The organism is Pseudomonas sp. IT-P4 (assembly GCF_949767755.1).
GTDB lineage: Bacteria > Pseudomonadota > Gammaproteobacteria > Pseudomonadales > Pseudomonadaceae > Aquipseudomonas > Aquipseudomonas monachiensis.
The window spans coordinates 486255-502052 of record NZ_CATKPX010000045.1 but is presented as its reverse complement, the minus strand read 5'-3'; the positions used below and the strand labels follow the sequence as shown (position 1 = coordinate 502052).

The window sequence follows — 15798 nt, the reverse complement described above, 5'->3', positions numbered from 1 at the left end:
GCAGGCACCCGAACAACAATAGACGCTCCCTAAATTTTGGCTGGCCGGCGTGTACATCGCCGTTTGGGCCCTTGAGAAAACTATTCATGAAGAAGCTGTGTTTGCTGGGCCTGTTCGTCAGCCTGGCCAGTCATAACGTATTGGCCGCCACGACGCCCGCACCCCTGGAGAACAAGGAAGCCTTCGTCAGCAACCTGATGAAGCAAATGACCCTCGATGAAAAAATCGGCCAGTTGCGCCTGATCAGCATCGGTCCGGAAATGCCGCGCGAAATGATCCGCAAGGAAATCGCGGCCGGCAACATCGGCGGTACGTTCAACTCGATCACCCGCCCGGAAAACCGCCCGATGCAGGACGCGGCCATGCGCAGCCGCCTGAAGATCCCGATGTTCTTCGCCTACGACGTGATCCACGGCCACCGCACCATTTTCCCGATCCCGCTGGCCCTGGCCTCGAGCTGGGACATGGACGCCATCGGCCTGTCCGGGCGCATCGCCGCCAAGGAAGCCGCGGCTGACAGCCTCGACATCACCTTTGCGCCAATGGTCGACATCTCCCGCGATCCGCGCTGGGGCCGTACTTCCGAAGGCTTCGGCGAAGACACCTACCTGGTGTCGCGCATTGCCGGTGTGATGGTCAAGGCGTTCCAGGGCACGGGCGCCAACGCCGCCGACAGCATCATGGCCAGCGTCAAGCACTTCGCCCTGTACGGCGCCGTTGAAGGTGGCCGCGACTACAACGTGGTCGACATGAGCCCGGTCAAGATGTACCAGGACTACCTGCCGCCGTACCGCGCCGCCATCGATGCCGGCGCGGGCGGGGTCATGGTCGCGCTGAACTCGATCAACGGCGTGCCGGCCACGGCCAACACCTGGCTGATGAACGACCTGCTGCGCAAGGAGTGGGGCTTCAAGGGTCTGGCGGTCAGCGACCACGGGGCGATTTTCGAGCTGATCAAGCACGGCGTTGCCGCCGACGGTCGCGAAGCGGCGAAGCTGGCGATCAAAGCCGGCATCCACATGAGCATGAACGACACCCTGTACGGCAAAGAGCTGCCAGGGCTGCTGAAGGCCGGCGAGATCCAGCAGAGCGACATCGACAACGCCGTGCGTGCGGTGCTCGGCGCCAAGTACGACATGGGCCTGTTCAAGGACCCGTACTTGCGCATCGGCAAGGCCGAGGATGATCCGGTCGACACCTACGCCGACAGCCGCCTGCACCGCGCCGAGGCCCGTGATGTGGCACGTCGCAGCCAGGTGCTGCTGAAAAACAGCAACGAAACCCTGCCCCTGAAGAAAACAGCGAAAATTGCCCTGGTCGGTCCGCTGGCCAAGGCACCGATCGACATGATGGGCAGCTGGGCCGCCGCCGGTCGCCCTGCTCAATCGGTGACCCTGTTCGACGGCATGACCAACGCCCTGGGCGACAAATCGACACTGATCTACGCCCGTGGCGCCAACATCACCAGCGACCCGAAAATCCTCGGTTACCTGAACTTCCTCAACTTCGACGCCCCGGAAGTGGTGGATGACCCGCGTCCGGCGAAGGTGCTGATCGACGAAGCGGTAAAAGCGGCCAAGAATGCTGATGTGGTGGTTGCCGCCGTCGGCGAATCCCGTGGCATGTCCCACGAATCGTCGAGCCGTACCGACCTGAACATCCCGGAAAACCAGCGCGAGCTGATCCGGGCCCTGAAAGCCACCGGCAAACCGCTGGTACTGGTGTTGATGAACGGCCGTCCACTGACGATCCTCGAAGAGAAGGAACAGGCCGACGCCATCCTGGAAACCTGGTTCAGCGGCACCGAGGGCGGCAACGCCATCGCCGACGTGCTGTTCGGCGACTACAACCCGTCGGGCAAACTGCCGATCAGCATCCCGCGCTCGGTAGGCCAGATTCCGACCTACTACAACCACCTGACCATTGGCCGACCGTTCACCCCGGGCAAGCCGGGCAACTACACCTCGCAGTACTTCGATGACACCACCGGTCCCCTGTACCCGTTCGGTTACGGTCTGAGCTACACCGACTTCAGCCTGAGCGACATGGCCCTGTCGTCGACCACGCTGAACAAGACCGGCAAGCTCGACGCCAGCGTCACAGTGAAAAACACCGGCAAGCGCGACGGCGAAACCGTGGTGCAGTTGTATATCCAGGACGTGGCAGGCTCGATGATCCGCCCGATCAAGGAACTGAAGAACTTCCAGAAGGTGATGATCAAGGCCGGCGAACAGAAAGTCGTGCACTTCACCATCACCGAGGACGATCTGAAGTTCTACAACACCCAGCTCAAGTACGCGGCGGAGCCGGGCAAGTTCAACGTGCAGATCGGCCTGGATTCAGAGGACGTGACGCAGCAGAGTTTTGAGTTGCTGTAATTAATCAAACACCGCAATAACCCTGTGGGAGCGAGCTTGCTCCCACAGTGGTTTGTGGTGGTCAAAAAATACGGGCTATCCCCGTCGATCCAGCAGATTCACCACCACCCGATCCACCCATCCCCACACCCGCTGCTTGACCCGTTTCCACAGCGGTCGGCGCTGCCATTCCTCCAGGCTGACTTGCTCGCTCAACCCAAAGTCCCGCTCGAAACTCGCCGCCACCGAGCGGGTCAATCCGGGGTCCAGGGCCTCCAGGTTGGCTTCCAGGTTGAAGCGCAGGTTCCAGTGATCGAAATTGCACGAGCCGATGCTCACCCAATCATCGACCAGGACCATTTTCAGGTGCAGGAAGCACGGCTGGTATTCGTAAATATTCACCCCCGCCTTGAGCAGTCGCGGGTAGTAGCGATGCCCGGCATAGCGCACGGACGGATGGTCGGTACGGGGCCCGGTCAGCAGCAACCGCACATCGACGCCACGGGCAGCGGCCCGGCGCAGGGAACGGCGGACTTTCCAGGTCGGCAAAAAATACGGTGTGGCCAGCCAGATCCGTCGTTGACCGCTGTTCAGGGCACGCACCAGCGATTGCAGAATGTCACGGTGTTGACGGGCGTCGGCATAGGCCACCCGACCCATGCCCTCTCCGACGGACGGCACCCGTGGCAGGCGCGGCAGACCGAAATGCGAGGCCGGTCGCCAGGCACGTCGATGGCGGTTGGCAATCCACTGACGATCGAACAACAACTGCCAGTCGAGCACCAGCGGCCCGGTGATTTCCACCATCACTTCGTGCCATTCGCTGACGTCTTCGCCCGGTGTCCAGAACTCGTCGGTGACACCGGTGCCGCCGACCACGGCCAGGCTCTGGTCCACCAGTAACAGCTTGCGGTGATCGCGGTAGAAATTACCAACCCAGCGCCGCCAGTTCAGGCGATTGTAGAAACGCAATTCGACCCCGGCCGCCATCAGGCGCTGTCGCAAGGTCAGTGTGAACGCGAGGCTGCCGTAGTCATCGAACAGGCAACGCACCCGCACACCGCGCTCGGCAGCCTGGACCAGCGCCTGGACCATGGCTTCGGCGCAGGCACCCGCCTCCACCAGATACAGCTCCAGTTCGACCTGTTCTTCGGCACGGGCAATCGCCACCAGCATGCGCGGGAAGAATTGCGGACCATCGATCAGCAGTTCGAAGTGGTTGCCTTCACGCCAGGGAAAAATCGCTCCGGCCATGTCAGCGCGCCGTGAATATCAGTACCGCACTCACCGGCACTGAAAGACTGATCGCCGACAGGCCGGCCATTTTGCGCAACGCTTCCAGCCCGGGAGCCAAATCGAAATCCTCGGCATTGATCACCAGCGGTTCGAGGGTCACCACCTGAAAGCGCCGGTCATCGAGCCGGGTCGCCAGCAATTGGGCGTTGTACGTGTGTTTCTGACCATGCAGGTCGACGGTCAGCGGCAGGCGCAACTCCAGTTGCGCGCCGGGAGCGAGGTCGTTGATCGGGCGCAGATCGATTTTCGTGGTGATCAAGGCGTCGGAAAACCGGTCGATCTGGAACAGTTCCTTGCGCATGCGCTCATCGCGCAGCGGGATGCCGCTGTTGATCGACTCCAGCTCGACTTCCACCTGCGCCAGCCCCTCGGGATCGACTTTGCCGTGCAGGACCAGGAAGCGCTGCACTTCAGAGACATTGGCATTCTTGGTGCTGACAAACGACAGGCGCGAAGACTCGCCGTCGAGGTACCAGTCGGCGCGGGCCGACAATGCGGCACCCGTCAGTAGCAGAAAAACGAGGGATCGGAGGGCGGAGCGCTTGAACATAGAGACTCGTCAGGCAGAGAAACCTGTGCTGAACCTTAACCGGCCTGACACAGGTTGCAAGAAATGTGTTGCCTTGAGTCTCTAAACCATCACAAGTTCCACTCAGGCCATCGCCTGTTGCACATTACCAATGGTCGCGGCCAGGCTGTTGAGGTGCAGGTTGAGTACCCGCTCCACCGGCGCCTGATCCATCGGCCAGTGCAGCGCCATGCTGCCGACCAGGCGGCCATCGGTGCGGATCGGCAGGGCCACCGCGCGAATCAGGAACGGCAGGCGCACCGGATACTCCCAATAACCCTCGGTGCGCTGCCCGAAGCCTTGATGCAATGCCTGCTCAGTGGTGTTGAACAAGGCTTCGTCCGTCACTCGCTCACGGCTGGCCAGACGCTCCACTTCATGGCTGTCCAGTTCGCCCAGGCACGCCCGGCCCATGGCCGAATGGAACAGGCTGGCGTGCTGGCCGACGATCTGACAGTTGTTCGGGTATCGCTTGCGCAGCACCGTGGGAATCGCGCTTTCCATGACCTCGATCCGCTCACCATCAAAACACGACAAGTCCGCCACCAGCCCGGTGCGCTCGCTCAACTCCAGCAACAGCGGCGCGGCGTTCTCCACCAGGCGCCGCTTGAAGCGCTGCTGGCTGTCACCAAACAGGCGCTTGGCGCACAACCGGTAGCGCCGATCGCTCAGGCCGCGATAGATCCAGCCCTGCTCCTGCAACGTCAGCAACATGCGCGACACCGTGGCCTTGGGCAGGTTCGTCAAGTAGTGCAACTCCTCCAGCCCCAACGCCTGATGCTCACCCAGCAACTCGACAATCGCCAGGGCGCGCTCGACGGAACGCACGCTGCCGGATTCTGCCTTGCTCTCCATAGGTTCGATCTCCCTAAGCGCAGATGGATGTTCACTTTGCGCAGCAAGATGCGGGCCTGTCGGCCAGTCTCAGGTATTTTGCAGACAGCCGGGCGGCCTGCGCTTGACCCATTGAGTCAACTGCTCATGGGCAAACGCCAGTTGCAACACCGCGCGGTCAGCCTGGGCCCGACCTATGATTTGCAGGCCCATCGGCAGTCCGGCCAGGTTGAATCCCACCGGCACATTCATGCTCGGCAACCCGGCCAGGGTCGGCCCGATGACAACCTCCATCCAGCGGTGGTAGGTGTCCATGGCCTGCCCGCCAACGACGCGCGGCCAAGGGGTTTGTGCATCAAAAGGAAACACCTGGGCGGTAGGCAGCAGCAGGAAGTCGTAACGTTCGAACAATTCGTTCAGCGCTCGATACCACTCGCTGCGACTGACCGAGGCCTGATAGACATCCGCCGCCGTCAGACGCAGCCCGCCCTCGACTTCCCATCGGGCTTCGGGTTTGAGTCGTTCGCGTTTTTGCGGATCGGCATACAACCCGCCGAGGCTGCCTTGCACCAGCCAGTGGCGATGCACCAGCCAGGTTTGCCACAGGCGTTCCATGGAGAAGTCCGGCTGGCAGGCCTCGACTTTGCAACCCAGGGCGGCGAAGTCCTGCAACGCCGATTCACACAGGCTCATGACGCCGGGCTCCATCGGCAGGTAGCCGTTGTAGTCCCCCAGCCAGCCGAGTCGCACATCCCGGAAATCCTGCTGCAACGACTGATGAAATATCCCCGGATCTTCAGTCAGCGACAACGGCACGCGCGGGTCATACCCGGCCTGGGTGCCGAGCAAACGGGCAACATCGGTGACCGTGCGGCCCATCGGGCCTTCCGTTGCCAGTTGCTGGACGAACATTTCCGGCCCGGGCCCGAACGGCACGCGCCCCTGGGACGGACGCAATCCATAGACGTTGTTGAACGCCGCCGGATTGCGCAGCGAGCCCATCATGTCGCTGCCGTCGGCCACCGGCAGCATGCGCAACGCCAGCGCCACCGCCGCCCCGCCACTGCTGCCGCCGGCAACCAGGGTCGGGTCGTAGGCGTTGGTGGTGGTGCCAAACACGCTGTTGTAGGTTTGCGAGCCGAGGCCGAACTCCGGGACGTTGCTCTTGCCGATGATGATCGCCCCGCAGTCGCGCACCCGCGCCACGCTGATGGCGTCGTGTTGCGGAACCTGCTCGGCGAACAGCGGCGAGCCCATTGTGGTGCGCAAACCGGCGGTGGCCGCCAGGTCCTTGACCGCTTGCGGCATGCCGTGCATCCAGCCTCGGGACTGACCCCGGTTGAGTTCGCTATCACGCTCGTCGGCCTCTGCCAGCAACGCCTGGGCCGGACGCAGGGACACCAGCGCATTGACCTGTGGATTGAAGCGTTCGATCTGCGCCAGATACGCCTGCATCACCTCGCGACAGGACACCTGCCGCCCATGAATGGCCCGGGACAGCGCATCGGCCTCCATTTCAACAATCGGATTGCTGCTCAAGGTTTCACCCCAAGATTGAGTTCAACGGATCTTTTTGCCCGTGGTGCTTCCTGCATGCAGTAGGTGCCGAGCAACGTCAGCAAGCAGGCGAACAACACGTAGAACGATGGCGCCACCGGAGTCGCCAAAACCTTGCTCAGCCAGGTGACGATCAGCGGCGCGAACCCGCCGAAGACCATGACCGCGACGTTGTAAGCCACCGACACCCCGGTGGAGCGCACTTCGATCGGGAACTGCTCGGCCAGTGCCGTCGGAGCCGGGCCGAAAAAACCACCGATCGCACTGCACAGCAACAGTTGCATCACCAGCAAACGCTCCACCGATGGCGCCGCCGCCACCCACACGTACAAGGGATAAACCATCAGGAAAAACGCCAGGGTGAAGGCCATCAACACCGGGCGGCGGCCGAGGCGGTCCGACAGTGCGCCAGACAAGGGAATGATCACGGTCATCAGCGCCACCGCGAGCATTTGCACCAGCAGCACCTGATCCAGCGGCAGGCCGAGATTCTTGTGGGCGAAAGTCGGCATGTTCACCAACACCACGTAGAACGACACGGTCGCGCCACAGGCCAGGCCCATGGACACCAGAATGCTGCGTCGGTGTTCGCGGATCACTTGCATCAGGCTTGGGCTCGCGCCTTTGGCCTGTTTGCGTGCTTCGAGAAATTCTTCCGGTTCTTCCATGTGCTTGCGAATCCACAAGCCCACCGGGCCGATCAGCAAGCCCAGCACAAACGGAATCCGCCAGCCCCAGCTCTCCAGTGCCTCAGGGGACAGCAGGTGGGTGAACAAGGCGACCATCGCCGCCCCGGAGAACACCGCCAGGCATTGCCCGACCAGTTGCCACGAGCCGTACAAACCCTTGCGGTGTGCCGGGGCGCTCTCCACCAGGAACGCCGTGGCGCTGGCGTACTCGCCACCTGTGGCGAAGCCTTGCAGCATCCGCGCAACCACGATCAACAGCGGCGCGCCCATCCCGATAGCGGCGTAGTTCGGCGCAAACGCAATCAGTGCGATGGATACGGTCATCAGGCGTATGATCATCTGCATCGCCGCCTTGCGCCCTTTGCGGTCCGAATACATCCCCAGCAGGATGCCGCCCACCGGACGCATGAAAAAGCCGACGCCGAAAGTCGCCAGGGCCATCAGCAAGGATGCGTATTCGTCGTCAGAGGGGAAAAATTGCCGGGCGATGATGCTGGCCAGAAAGCCGTAAACGATGAAGTCATACCATTCCAGCGCGTTGCCGATAACCGCGGCGACCACCTGCCGGGTGCGCGAAACGCCTGTGCTCGAAGTGTGCATGGGGAGCTCTCCAGAAACCTGTTGGGAAACGGCGGGCACGGCAGCGCGCACCCGGTCCAGCGGCAGTAGAAAGTGCCAGGAGTCAGGCAGGCTTGAGCCAGCTCTCGGTCAGCGCGCCCCAATACGCGGCACCGGTCAGCAGGATGTCGTCGTTGAAGTCATAGGCGGGGTTGTGGACCATCGGCCGCGACACGCCATTGCCGATGAACAGGTAGGCGCCAGGGCAGCGTTGCAGCATCCAGGCGAAGTCTTCGCTGCCCATGAGTTTGGGGGTGTTGCCGTCCACCGCATCAGCGCCAACCAACTCGACACCGACCTGCCGGGCGAACTCGGTTTCGGCCGCGTGGTTGACCAGCACCGGGTAGGCCGGGCGATGTTCGATGCGCGAACTGCATCCGAAACTCCGGGCCTGGGATTCGATGATTGCGCGCACGCGTTCGAGGGTCTGCTCGCGCACCTGGGCATTCAGTGCCCGCAGGCTCAGGCGCAGGATCGCCTGCTGTGGAATGACGTTGGCCGCCTCCCCGGCCTGCAACGCGCCCACCGTGACCACCGCCGCCTGCTGCGCATCGATGTTGCGCGCGACCACGGTCTGCAGGGCCATGACCACACTGGCCGCCGCCACCAGCGGGTCGACTGCCAGATGCGGCATCGAACCGTGGCCGCCGACACCTTCGATGGTGACGTTAAGCAAATCCTGGGAGGCCATCATCGGCCCCTCACGAAACCCCAGATGGCCGGCGGGTAGCCCCGGCATGTTGTGCATGCCGAACAACGCATCGCAGGGGAAACGTTCGAGCAGGCCATCGGCGAGCATCGCTTCGGCACCGCCCTGGCCTTCTTCGGCAGGCTGGAAAATCAACGTCAGGGTGCCATCGAACTGGCGGGTCGCCGCCAGGTAGCGCGCCGCGCCCAGCAGCATCGTGGTGTGGCCGTCATGCCCACAAGCGTGCATGCAGCCCTGATGCTGGCTGCTGTAGGTTGCGCCGGTGTTCTCGTTGATCGGCAGCGCGTCCATGTCCGCCCGCAAGCCGAGTCTGCGCGGGCTGCTGCCGTTACGCAGCACGCCAACCACACCGGTCTTGCCGATGCCGGTGTGCACCTCGTAGCCCCAATCCGCCAGGGATTTGGCCACCAGCGCCGAAGTGCGGTTTTCCTCGAAGCCGAGTTCCGGGTGGGCGTGGATGTCCTGGCGGGTGGCGTGCAGGTCGCTGGCCACGTCGTTGAGCCAGGCAAGGATGTGCTGATATCGGGTCATGACGATTGTCCTCGGGCCGGGTGTAGTCCCGTTCTTGTTGTTCGCTGTGATTTCGCGACAGCAGGTCGCGCTCACCGCCAGATAACCGCGAGTCGCGCGCAAGGACAATCGAATGTGGTTCCACAGAGTGGAACCTGAAGGGAAATCAGGGCCGCAAGCGGCAGCCCTGGCGCTCGCCGATCCACGCCGCACTGTTGCTGCGGCCCATGCCGCTGACCGTGACGCGCTTGCCGAACGGGTCATCGGCAAAGCCGCTGGCGGGCAGCCACTGTTTCACATAGCCGCGGCAGTACTCGGCGTCGTTGTTCATCACGTAGCGGCACGAACAGTATTCCTTGGCGGTGTAGGCGCTGATGATGTCGGGGAACGCCCACAGCGCAACCCGCTCATGCCAGACCCAGCCGAGCATGGCGATCAGCAGGATCAGCAACAGGGAACTGACCGGTCGACGGCGAATGAAACCGCTCATGGCTGCACCTTCCCGGCAAAGGCCTTGAGCGCGAGCTGCAGCAATTGGTTGTGCCGGTAACGACCGTCGCGGTCATCGCCGTAGCGGACGATCACCAGTTGTTCACTGGGGATCACATACATTGCCTGGCCCCAATGACCCAACGCGGCGAAGGTGTCGGCGGGGGCATCGGGCCAGGGTCGTGCCACGCCCTCAACAGCTCGATTGAGCCACCACTGGCCGCCGGGGACGGCATCGTCTTGACCGGCGTGATAGTGAGTGAACGGCTCGCGGTTGAACGCCACCCAGTCCTTGGGCAGCAATTGCTTGTCTGCCCAGCGCCCCTCGCGGGCCATCAACAGACCGACCCGGGCCAGGTCCCTTGCAGTGAGGTAGGCATAGGAAGAAGCGACGAAAGTGCCCGTGTCATCGGTTTCCCAAATGGCATGGCGAATGCCCAGCGGCTCGAACAGCGCAGTCCACGGATAGTCGGGATAGCGGCTGGGGCCGACGATGGTTTTCAATGCGGCGGACAACAGGTTGCTGTCACCGCTGGAGTAGCGAAATGCCTGGCCGGGCGCTGCGTACTCCGCATGGGCCGCGGTGAACGCCGCCATGTCGTGGTGACCACGGGTGTAGAGCATGGCCACCACCGAAGACTTTAGCGGCGCGTATTCGTAGTCTTCCTGCCAGTCCAGGCCCGAGGCCCAGTGCAGCAGGTCGGCCATGGTCATGTCGGGGTATTTTTGCAGGGGCGGATAAAACTTCGCCACAGGGTCGCTGAGTTTGAACAAGCCTTCGCCGTAAGCCACACCGAGGACCGTCGCCATCAGGCTCTTGCTGATCGACCAGGTCAGGTGCGGCGTCTCGGCCGTCGTCGGGCCGGCGTAGCGTTCGTAGATCAACTGGCCGTCGCGGATCACCAGCAAGGCATCGGTGCGAATGCCCTGGCGAGTAGTGTCATCGCGGGGTGGGAAGGCATAGGCTTCCAGGGCTTGAAGCGCCGGGCCAGCGGGCGTCGGGGCGGTCGGCCATTGCTCGGCGGGCCAGTTTTCAGCCTGGGCCGTGAGGCTGAGCAACAGCAGGAAAATCAGGGACAAGCCTTTGGGCATGGCGGGGGCTCACAGGGAATAACCGGATCAGCCTAGCCCAGTTAAATGACACTCACGCGACCCTTGTAGGAGCTGCCGAAGGCTGCGATCTTTTGATTTTGCTCTTTGGCCATACCGAAAAGAACAGGATCAAAAGATCGCAGCCTTCGGCAGCTCCTACCCGGAATCGTCAGAGGTCTGCCATTGCCTTGGCCAACCGCTTGCCCCGAGCCCCTGCCGCCAAATCCATCACCGCCTGATCCCGCTGCCACATCGTCGCCCACTCTGGAGGCCCTCCAGCCAGCGCTTCATTCACCTCAGCCTTGAGCCCATCGAACAGAGCAAACAACCCGCCAAGCATCACATGCCCGGCCGGATGGGTCGGTGGCTGGCGGCTGGCTTCCGCACACCCCGCCAGCAACCCCAGCAATCGCAGTTGCAAGCCTTGCGGCCAATCGCATTCCTGACCGACGCCATACAACCACGCCGTCATGGCGCTCAGTACATAGATGTCTTCCAGCGTGCGGAACGGTTTGACGTACGCGTCCCAACCATCCCCCGCGAGCAACTCGCACAGCGCGTTATCCAGAAACAGGCGGCCATGGCTGATGTCCGGCATCAACGGGATCGGCGCCAGCTTTTCCACCCGCACACCCGGCTCGTCGCGATAGATCACCGCCAGGCTCAAGCGTGGATCTGCGCCGGGCTCCTCACTGCGCGCAGCCACCAGCAGCCAGTCGGCTGCATTACCGGCGGTGACGAAATCCTTGCGTCCGCTCAGGCGCAAACCGCTCAACCGGGTTTGCATGTCGGCCGGGCGCAGGCTGCGCTGTTCGGTGGCGCACAGCGCACCCAGGCTCAGTGGCGCGCTTGGCCAGAGCATGCGCAAGGCCGCCTGATACCCCACCAGAAACGCCAGCCCCGGCGTCGCCATCAGCCGCCCGCCAAGCACCGCCAGTTCAAACGGTGCGACCGTGCCCAACTGCTGCAACAAAGTCGCGAAGCCTTCGGCCAGATCCGGGTTGGCGGGCAAGCGATCACGGCGGTTCAACAGGGTTTGCCAGGGCATAAGGGGCTCCTCGAGGGCTGTCATATAAGCATCACCAAAGCTTAATGGCGATGACACCGGGGCTACATAGCCTGACTTTGCACAACACGGCTAGACAAGTCGATTCGCTGTAGCCCAAAGACAGGTGAGCAGCCCGCACGGAGATTCGCCATGACTCAGATCGCCCGCATCAGCGACACCGGCAACGAACGCCGCCTGCAAGCCGAACGCCTGGTGGGCGCCGAGGCATTGCAGGAGGCCCAGGCCTTGCGCTTCAACGTGTTCAGCGGTGAGTTCAACGCCAAGCTGAAAGGCGCGGAACTGGGTCTGGACATGGATGACTACGACGTTCACTGCGCCCACATCGGTGTGCGTGACCTGAATACCGGCCGTCTGGTGGCGACCACCCGTTTGCTCGACCACACGGCTGCCAGCAGCCTGGGCAAATTCTACAGCGAAGAAGAATTCAGCCTCCACGGCCTGGTGCACCTGCAAGGCCCGATCCTGGAAATCGGTCGCACCTGCGTCGACCCGGCCTACCGCAACGGCGGCACCATCGCCGTGCTCTGGGGCGAGCTGGCCGAAGTCCTGAACCAGGGCGGCTACAGCTACCTGATGGGTTGCGCGAGCATTCCGATGCAGGACGGCGGTGTACAGGCCCACGCGATCATGCAGCGTCTGCGCGAACGCTACCTGTGCACCGAACACCTGCGCGCCGAACCGAAAAACCCGCTGCCGAGCCTGGCCATCCCGTCGAACGTGATTGCCGAAATGCCACCGCTGCTCAAGGCCTACATGCGCCTGGGCGCAAAGATCTGCGGCGAGCCATGCTGGGACGAAGATTTCCAGGTCGCCGACGTGTTCATCCTGCTCAAACGCGACGAGCTGTGCCCGCGTTACGCCAAACACTTCAAGGCGGCTGTGTAATGAGCCGGCTGCGGGTGTACGCGCGAATCGCGCGAGTGCTGCTGGTGGTGACGCTGGGCCTTTGTATGGCCAGTGTGTTCGGGCTGTTCGAGCGCCTGGGCCTGGCCCACTCGATGGCGCGTCGTCAGCGCTGGTCGCGTTTTTTCATGGCCCGCCTGAGCAACGCCCTGCCCTTCGACGTGACCGTCCACGGCGAGCTGCCGAAGACGCCGATGCTGTGGGTCAGCAACCACGTGTCCTGGACCGACATCCCGTTGCTGGGGATGCTCACGCCGCTGTCGTTCCTGTCCAAGGCCGAAGTGCGCACCTGGCCGGTGGCCGGCTGGTTGGCGGCCAAGGCCGGCAGCCTGTTTATCCGCCGTGGCTCGGGTGACAGCCAGTTGATCCGCAAGCAGATGACCCGTCACCTGGAACAGGCACACCCCCTGCTGATGTTTCCGGAAGGCACCACCACCGACGGCCGTTCGCTGCGTACTTTCCACGGCCGCCTGCTGTCCGCCGCCATCGACTCCGATGTGGCGATGCAGCCGGTGGCGATTCGTTATGTGCGTGATGGCCAGCCTTGCGCGCTGGCGCCGTTCATTGGCGACGATGACTTGCTTTCGCATCTGATGCGCTTGTTTGCCAATGACCGTGGCGGCGTGGAGATTCATCTGCTCAAGCCAATCGCTTGCGAAGGTCGGGAGCGCGCGGCCCTGGCGTTCGAGGCACAGCAGGCGGTGCAGAAGGCGTTGTTTGGAGCTGTCGCAGAACCTCAGCGCGCACCGATGCGCCCTGCCATTGCGGCTTGATTCAATCTCCGATTCAACAGTAAACCCTGTGGGAGCGGCGGTGCGGCGATCCCACAGGGGTTCTATGGTGTTGGATAGTTCCGGGCAAAATCCTGCAGCTGCGGATAGAACAACCGAAAGTCCTCGCTCAACGGTTCATACAACCGCCGCAACTCCTGCATCGCCGCCGCCAGCTCTTCCGGCCGGGTCAGGCGCCGCGAGATCCCGCGCAACACCTGCTCCAGCACTTCGAATTCCTGATACGAACCCAGCCAGTCATTGGCCACCATGTGCGGCGCAATCTTCGCCAGCCGCTCCGGCAGTTGTCGTTCGCTGGACAGCACCCGGTACACGTCTGAAGTGAACAGCTCCAGCGGCCGGTCGGCGTACAGAGTCCAGTCACGAGCCAGGCAATGGTCGAAAAACACGTCGAGCACGATCCCCGCGTAGCGACGACGGGTCAGGGAAAAACGCGACAACGCGACGTCCACCAGCGGATGGCGATCGGTGAACACGTCGATGCTGCGGTGCAACTGGATAGCCCCCTCGATTTCCGGAGCGAACTGCCCTTGCAGCCGTCCCTTGACGAAATCGCCATACAGACTGCCGAGCAATTGGCCAGGACGCTGGCCACCGAGGTGAAGATGTGCGAGATAGTTCATGGGCGCAGCTTAGCACTGCCCCCTTGTCTTGTTACACTCACCATATCGTTATAACTCGATATACCGAAATGTGAGCTGGTCAGAGCCAAATCATATTTGTATATCGCGAAATACCGATTTAAAGTTCGCCTCATCGCGATATAGCGTTTTAAACATCACGAGCCCACATCATGACCATCAATCTCGACGAAATAATAAAAGCCCTGGCACACCCAGTACGGCGAGAAATCCTGCACTGGCTCAAGGACCCGACCGTCGAATTTCCCGACCAGTCCCATAGTAACGAGCACGGCGTTTGCGCCGGGCAGATCGATCAACGTTGCGGCCTGTCGCAGTCCACGGTGTCCGCACACCTGGCGACCCTGCAACGCGCCGGCCTGATCAGCAGCCGTAAAGTCGGCCAGTGGCATTTTTTCAAACGTAACGAGGAAACCATTCAGGAGTTCCTCCGCATATTCAACAAAGAGCTCTGACCCTTAACGTCAGCCAGCCGACAAGGAATTAACCAATGCCCCTCTCGCTACTCATCCTCGCCTTGAGCGCCTTCGCCATCGGCACCACCGAGTTCGTCATCATGGGCCTGCTGCCCAACGTGGCGGCTGACCTCGGTGTGTCGATTCCCGGTGCCGGCTGGCTGGTGACCGGTTACGCCCTGGGCGTGGCCATCGGTGCGCCGTTCATGGCGCTGGCCACCGCCAAACTGCCGCGCAAGGCAGCCCTGGTGGCGTTGATGGGCATCTTCATTGTCGGCAACCTGCTTTGCGCAGTCGCCGGCGACTACAACGTCCTGATGTTCGCCCGTGTGGTCACCGCCCTGTGCCACGGCGCCTTCTTCGGTATCGGTTCGGTGGTAGCCGCCGGACTGGTGCCTGCGAACAAACGCGCTTCGGCCGTGGCCCTGATGTTCACCGGCCTGACCCTGGCCAACGTCCTCGGCGTACCGCTGGGCACCGCCCTCGGTCAGGAAGCCGGCTGGCGTTCGACCTTCTGGGCCGTGACCGTGATCGGTGTGATCGCACTGATCGGCTTGATCCGCTTCCTGCCGGCCAAGCGTGATGAAGAAAAACTCGACATGCGCGCCGAACTGGCCGCACTCAAGGGCGGCGGTATCTGGTTGTCCCTGAGCATGACCGCGCTGTTTGCCGCGTCGGTGTTCACCCTGTTCACCTACGTCGCCCCGCTGCTGGGTGAAGTGACCGGCGTCTCGCCCCGTGGCGTGACCTGGACCCTGATGCTCATCGGCCTGGGCCTGACGGTCGGCAACATCATCGGCGGCAAGCTGGCCGACAAAGGCATGGCCGCGACGCTGATCGGCGTGTTCATCACCATGGCCGTGGTGTCCACCGTGCTGACCTGGACCAGCGTCGCGCTGATCCCGACCGAAATCACCCTGTTCCTCTGGGCCACCGCGTGCTTCGCCGCCGTACCGGCGCTGCAAGTGAACGTGGTGACCTTCGGCAAGGCCGCACCGAACCTGGTGTCAACCCTGAATATTGGCGCTTTCAACATCGGCAACGCCGTGGGTGCCTGGGTCGGCGGCAGCGTGATCGCCCACGGCTTCGGCCTGACCAGCGTGCCCCTCGCGGCAGCCGTACTGGCGGTACTCGCCCTGCTGGTGACCCTGATTACTTTCCGTCAGAGCGGCAATCCCGATCTGGCCCCAGCTACTTCTAACTGATCTCCAAAAGAGAGC

The 15798-nt window shown here is 62.7% G+C and carries 15 protein-coding genes; 5 read left to right on the top strand and 10 right to left on the bottom strand.

Annotation, left to right across the window (positions count from 1 at the left end):
* The first annotated feature begins 86 nt into the window (after window positions 1–86).
* Entirely contained in the window at window positions 87–2378 is a 2292-nt protein-coding gene (gene bglX / locus ACM6IT_RS20225; RefSeq protein WP_414913823.1) for a beta-glucosidase BglX, read from the top strand.
* 75 nt (window positions 2379–2453) lie between these two features.
* Here the strand turns inward: bglX and ACM6IT_RS20220 are convergent, their stop codons facing one another.
* The 9 genes from ACM6IT_RS20220 to ACM6IT_RS20180 all read right to left on the bottom strand — a co-directional run bounded on the left by ACM6IT_RS20220 (window position 2454) and on the right by ACM6IT_RS20180 (window position 11767).
* Window positions 2454–3611 carry a phospholipase D-like domain-containing protein gene (locus tag ACM6IT_RS20220; RefSeq protein ID WP_056720764.1) on the bottom strand — a complete coding sequence of 386 codons (1158 nt, stop codon included), beginning with the start codon at window positions 3609–3611 and terminating at the stop codon, window positions 2454–2456.
* A 1-nt stretch (window position 3612) separates the two neighbouring features.
* Window positions 3613–4203: a YceI family protein gene (locus tag ACM6IT_RS20215; protein WP_056720766.1), complete on the bottom strand. Its 591-nt coding sequence runs from the start codon at window positions 4201–4203 to the stop codon at window positions 3613–3615.
* A 102-nt stretch (window positions 4204–4305) separates the two neighbouring features.
* Window positions 4306–5076 carry an IclR family transcriptional regulator gene (locus ACM6IT_RS20210; protein WP_223541650.1) on the bottom strand — a complete coding sequence of 257 codons (771 nt, stop codon included), beginning with the start codon at window positions 5074–5076 and terminating at the stop codon, window positions 4306–4308.
* Between the two features lie 69 nt (window positions 5077–5145).
* Entirely contained in the window at window positions 5146–6594 is a 1449-nt protein-coding gene (locus ACM6IT_RS20205; RefSeq protein WP_414918560.1) for an amidase, read from the bottom strand.
* Complete coding sequence (locus ACM6IT_RS20200) at window positions 6591–7901, bottom strand: citrate-proton symporter (protein ID WP_056720769.1); 1311 nt, start codon at window positions 7899–7901, stop codon at window positions 6591–6593. The genes ACM6IT_RS20205 and ACM6IT_RS20200 overlap by 4 nt, the downstream gene beginning before the upstream one ends.
* 82 nt (window positions 7902–7983) lie before the next feature.
* Window positions 7984–9159: a M20 aminoacylase family protein gene (locus ACM6IT_RS20195; protein WP_056720771.1), complete on the bottom strand. Its 1176-nt coding sequence runs from the start codon at window positions 9157–9159 to the stop codon at window positions 7984–7986.
* A gap of 145 nt (window positions 9160–9304) precedes the next feature.
* Window positions 9305–9628 carry an amidase gene (locus ACM6IT_RS20190; protein ID WP_414918559.1) on the bottom strand — a complete coding sequence of 108 codons (324 nt, stop codon included), beginning with the start codon at window positions 9626–9628 and terminating at the stop codon, window positions 9305–9307.
* Window positions 9625–10719 carry a serine hydrolase domain-containing protein gene (locus ACM6IT_RS20185; RefSeq protein WP_414918558.1) on the bottom strand — a complete coding sequence of 365 codons (1095 nt, stop codon included), beginning with the start codon at window positions 10717–10719 and terminating at the stop codon, window positions 9625–9627. The genes ACM6IT_RS20190 and ACM6IT_RS20185 overlap by 4 nt, the downstream gene beginning before the upstream one ends.
* A gap of 169 nt (window positions 10720–10888) precedes the next feature.
* Window positions 10889–11767: an acyl-CoA dehydrogenase family protein gene (locus ACM6IT_RS20180; protein WP_414918557.1), complete on the bottom strand. Its 879-nt coding sequence runs from the start codon at window positions 11765–11767 to the stop codon at window positions 10889–10891.
* 150 nt (window positions 11768–11917) lie between these two features.
* On the opposite strand from ACM6IT_RS20180, the gene olsB reads away from it, so the two are divergent.
* Both olsB and ACM6IT_RS20170 read left to right on the top strand, forming a co-directional pair.
* Window positions 11918–12673 carry an L-ornithine N(alpha)-acyltransferase gene (gene olsB, locus ACM6IT_RS20175; RefSeq protein ID WP_046041475.1) on the top strand — a complete coding sequence of 252 codons (756 nt, stop codon included), beginning with the start codon at window positions 11918–11920 and terminating at the stop codon, window positions 12671–12673.
* Entirely contained in the window at window positions 12673–13464 is a 792-nt protein-coding gene (locus tag ACM6IT_RS20170; protein ID WP_414918556.1) for a lysophospholipid acyltransferase family protein, read from the top strand. Before olsB ends, ACM6IT_RS20170 begins: the two co-directional genes overlap by 1 nt.
* A gap of 62 nt (window positions 13465–13526) precedes the next feature.
* Here the strand turns inward: ACM6IT_RS20170 and ACM6IT_RS20165 are convergent, their stop codons facing one another.
* Window positions 13527–14105, bottom strand: a complete 579-nt coding sequence (locus tag ACM6IT_RS20165; RefSeq protein ID WP_056720780.1) for an ACP phosphodiesterase — start codon at window positions 14103–14105, stop codon at window positions 13527–13529.
* Between the two features lie 170 nt (window positions 14106–14275).
* On the opposite strand from ACM6IT_RS20165, the gene ACM6IT_RS20160 reads away from it, so the two are divergent.
* Together ACM6IT_RS20160 and ACM6IT_RS20155 are read left to right on the top strand one after the other, a co-directional pair.
* Complete coding sequence (locus ACM6IT_RS20160; RefSeq protein WP_007976715.1) at window positions 14276–14578, top strand: ArsR/SmtB family transcription factor; 303 nt, start codon at window positions 14276–14278, stop codon at window positions 14576–14578.
* A gap of 35 nt (window positions 14579–14613) precedes the next feature.
* Window positions 14614–15783, top strand: coding sequence for an MFS transporter (locus ACM6IT_RS20155; RefSeq protein ID WP_056720782.1), 1170 nt, complete (start codon window positions 14614–14616; stop codon window positions 15781–15783).
* Window positions 15784–15798: the final 15 nt, after the last annotated feature.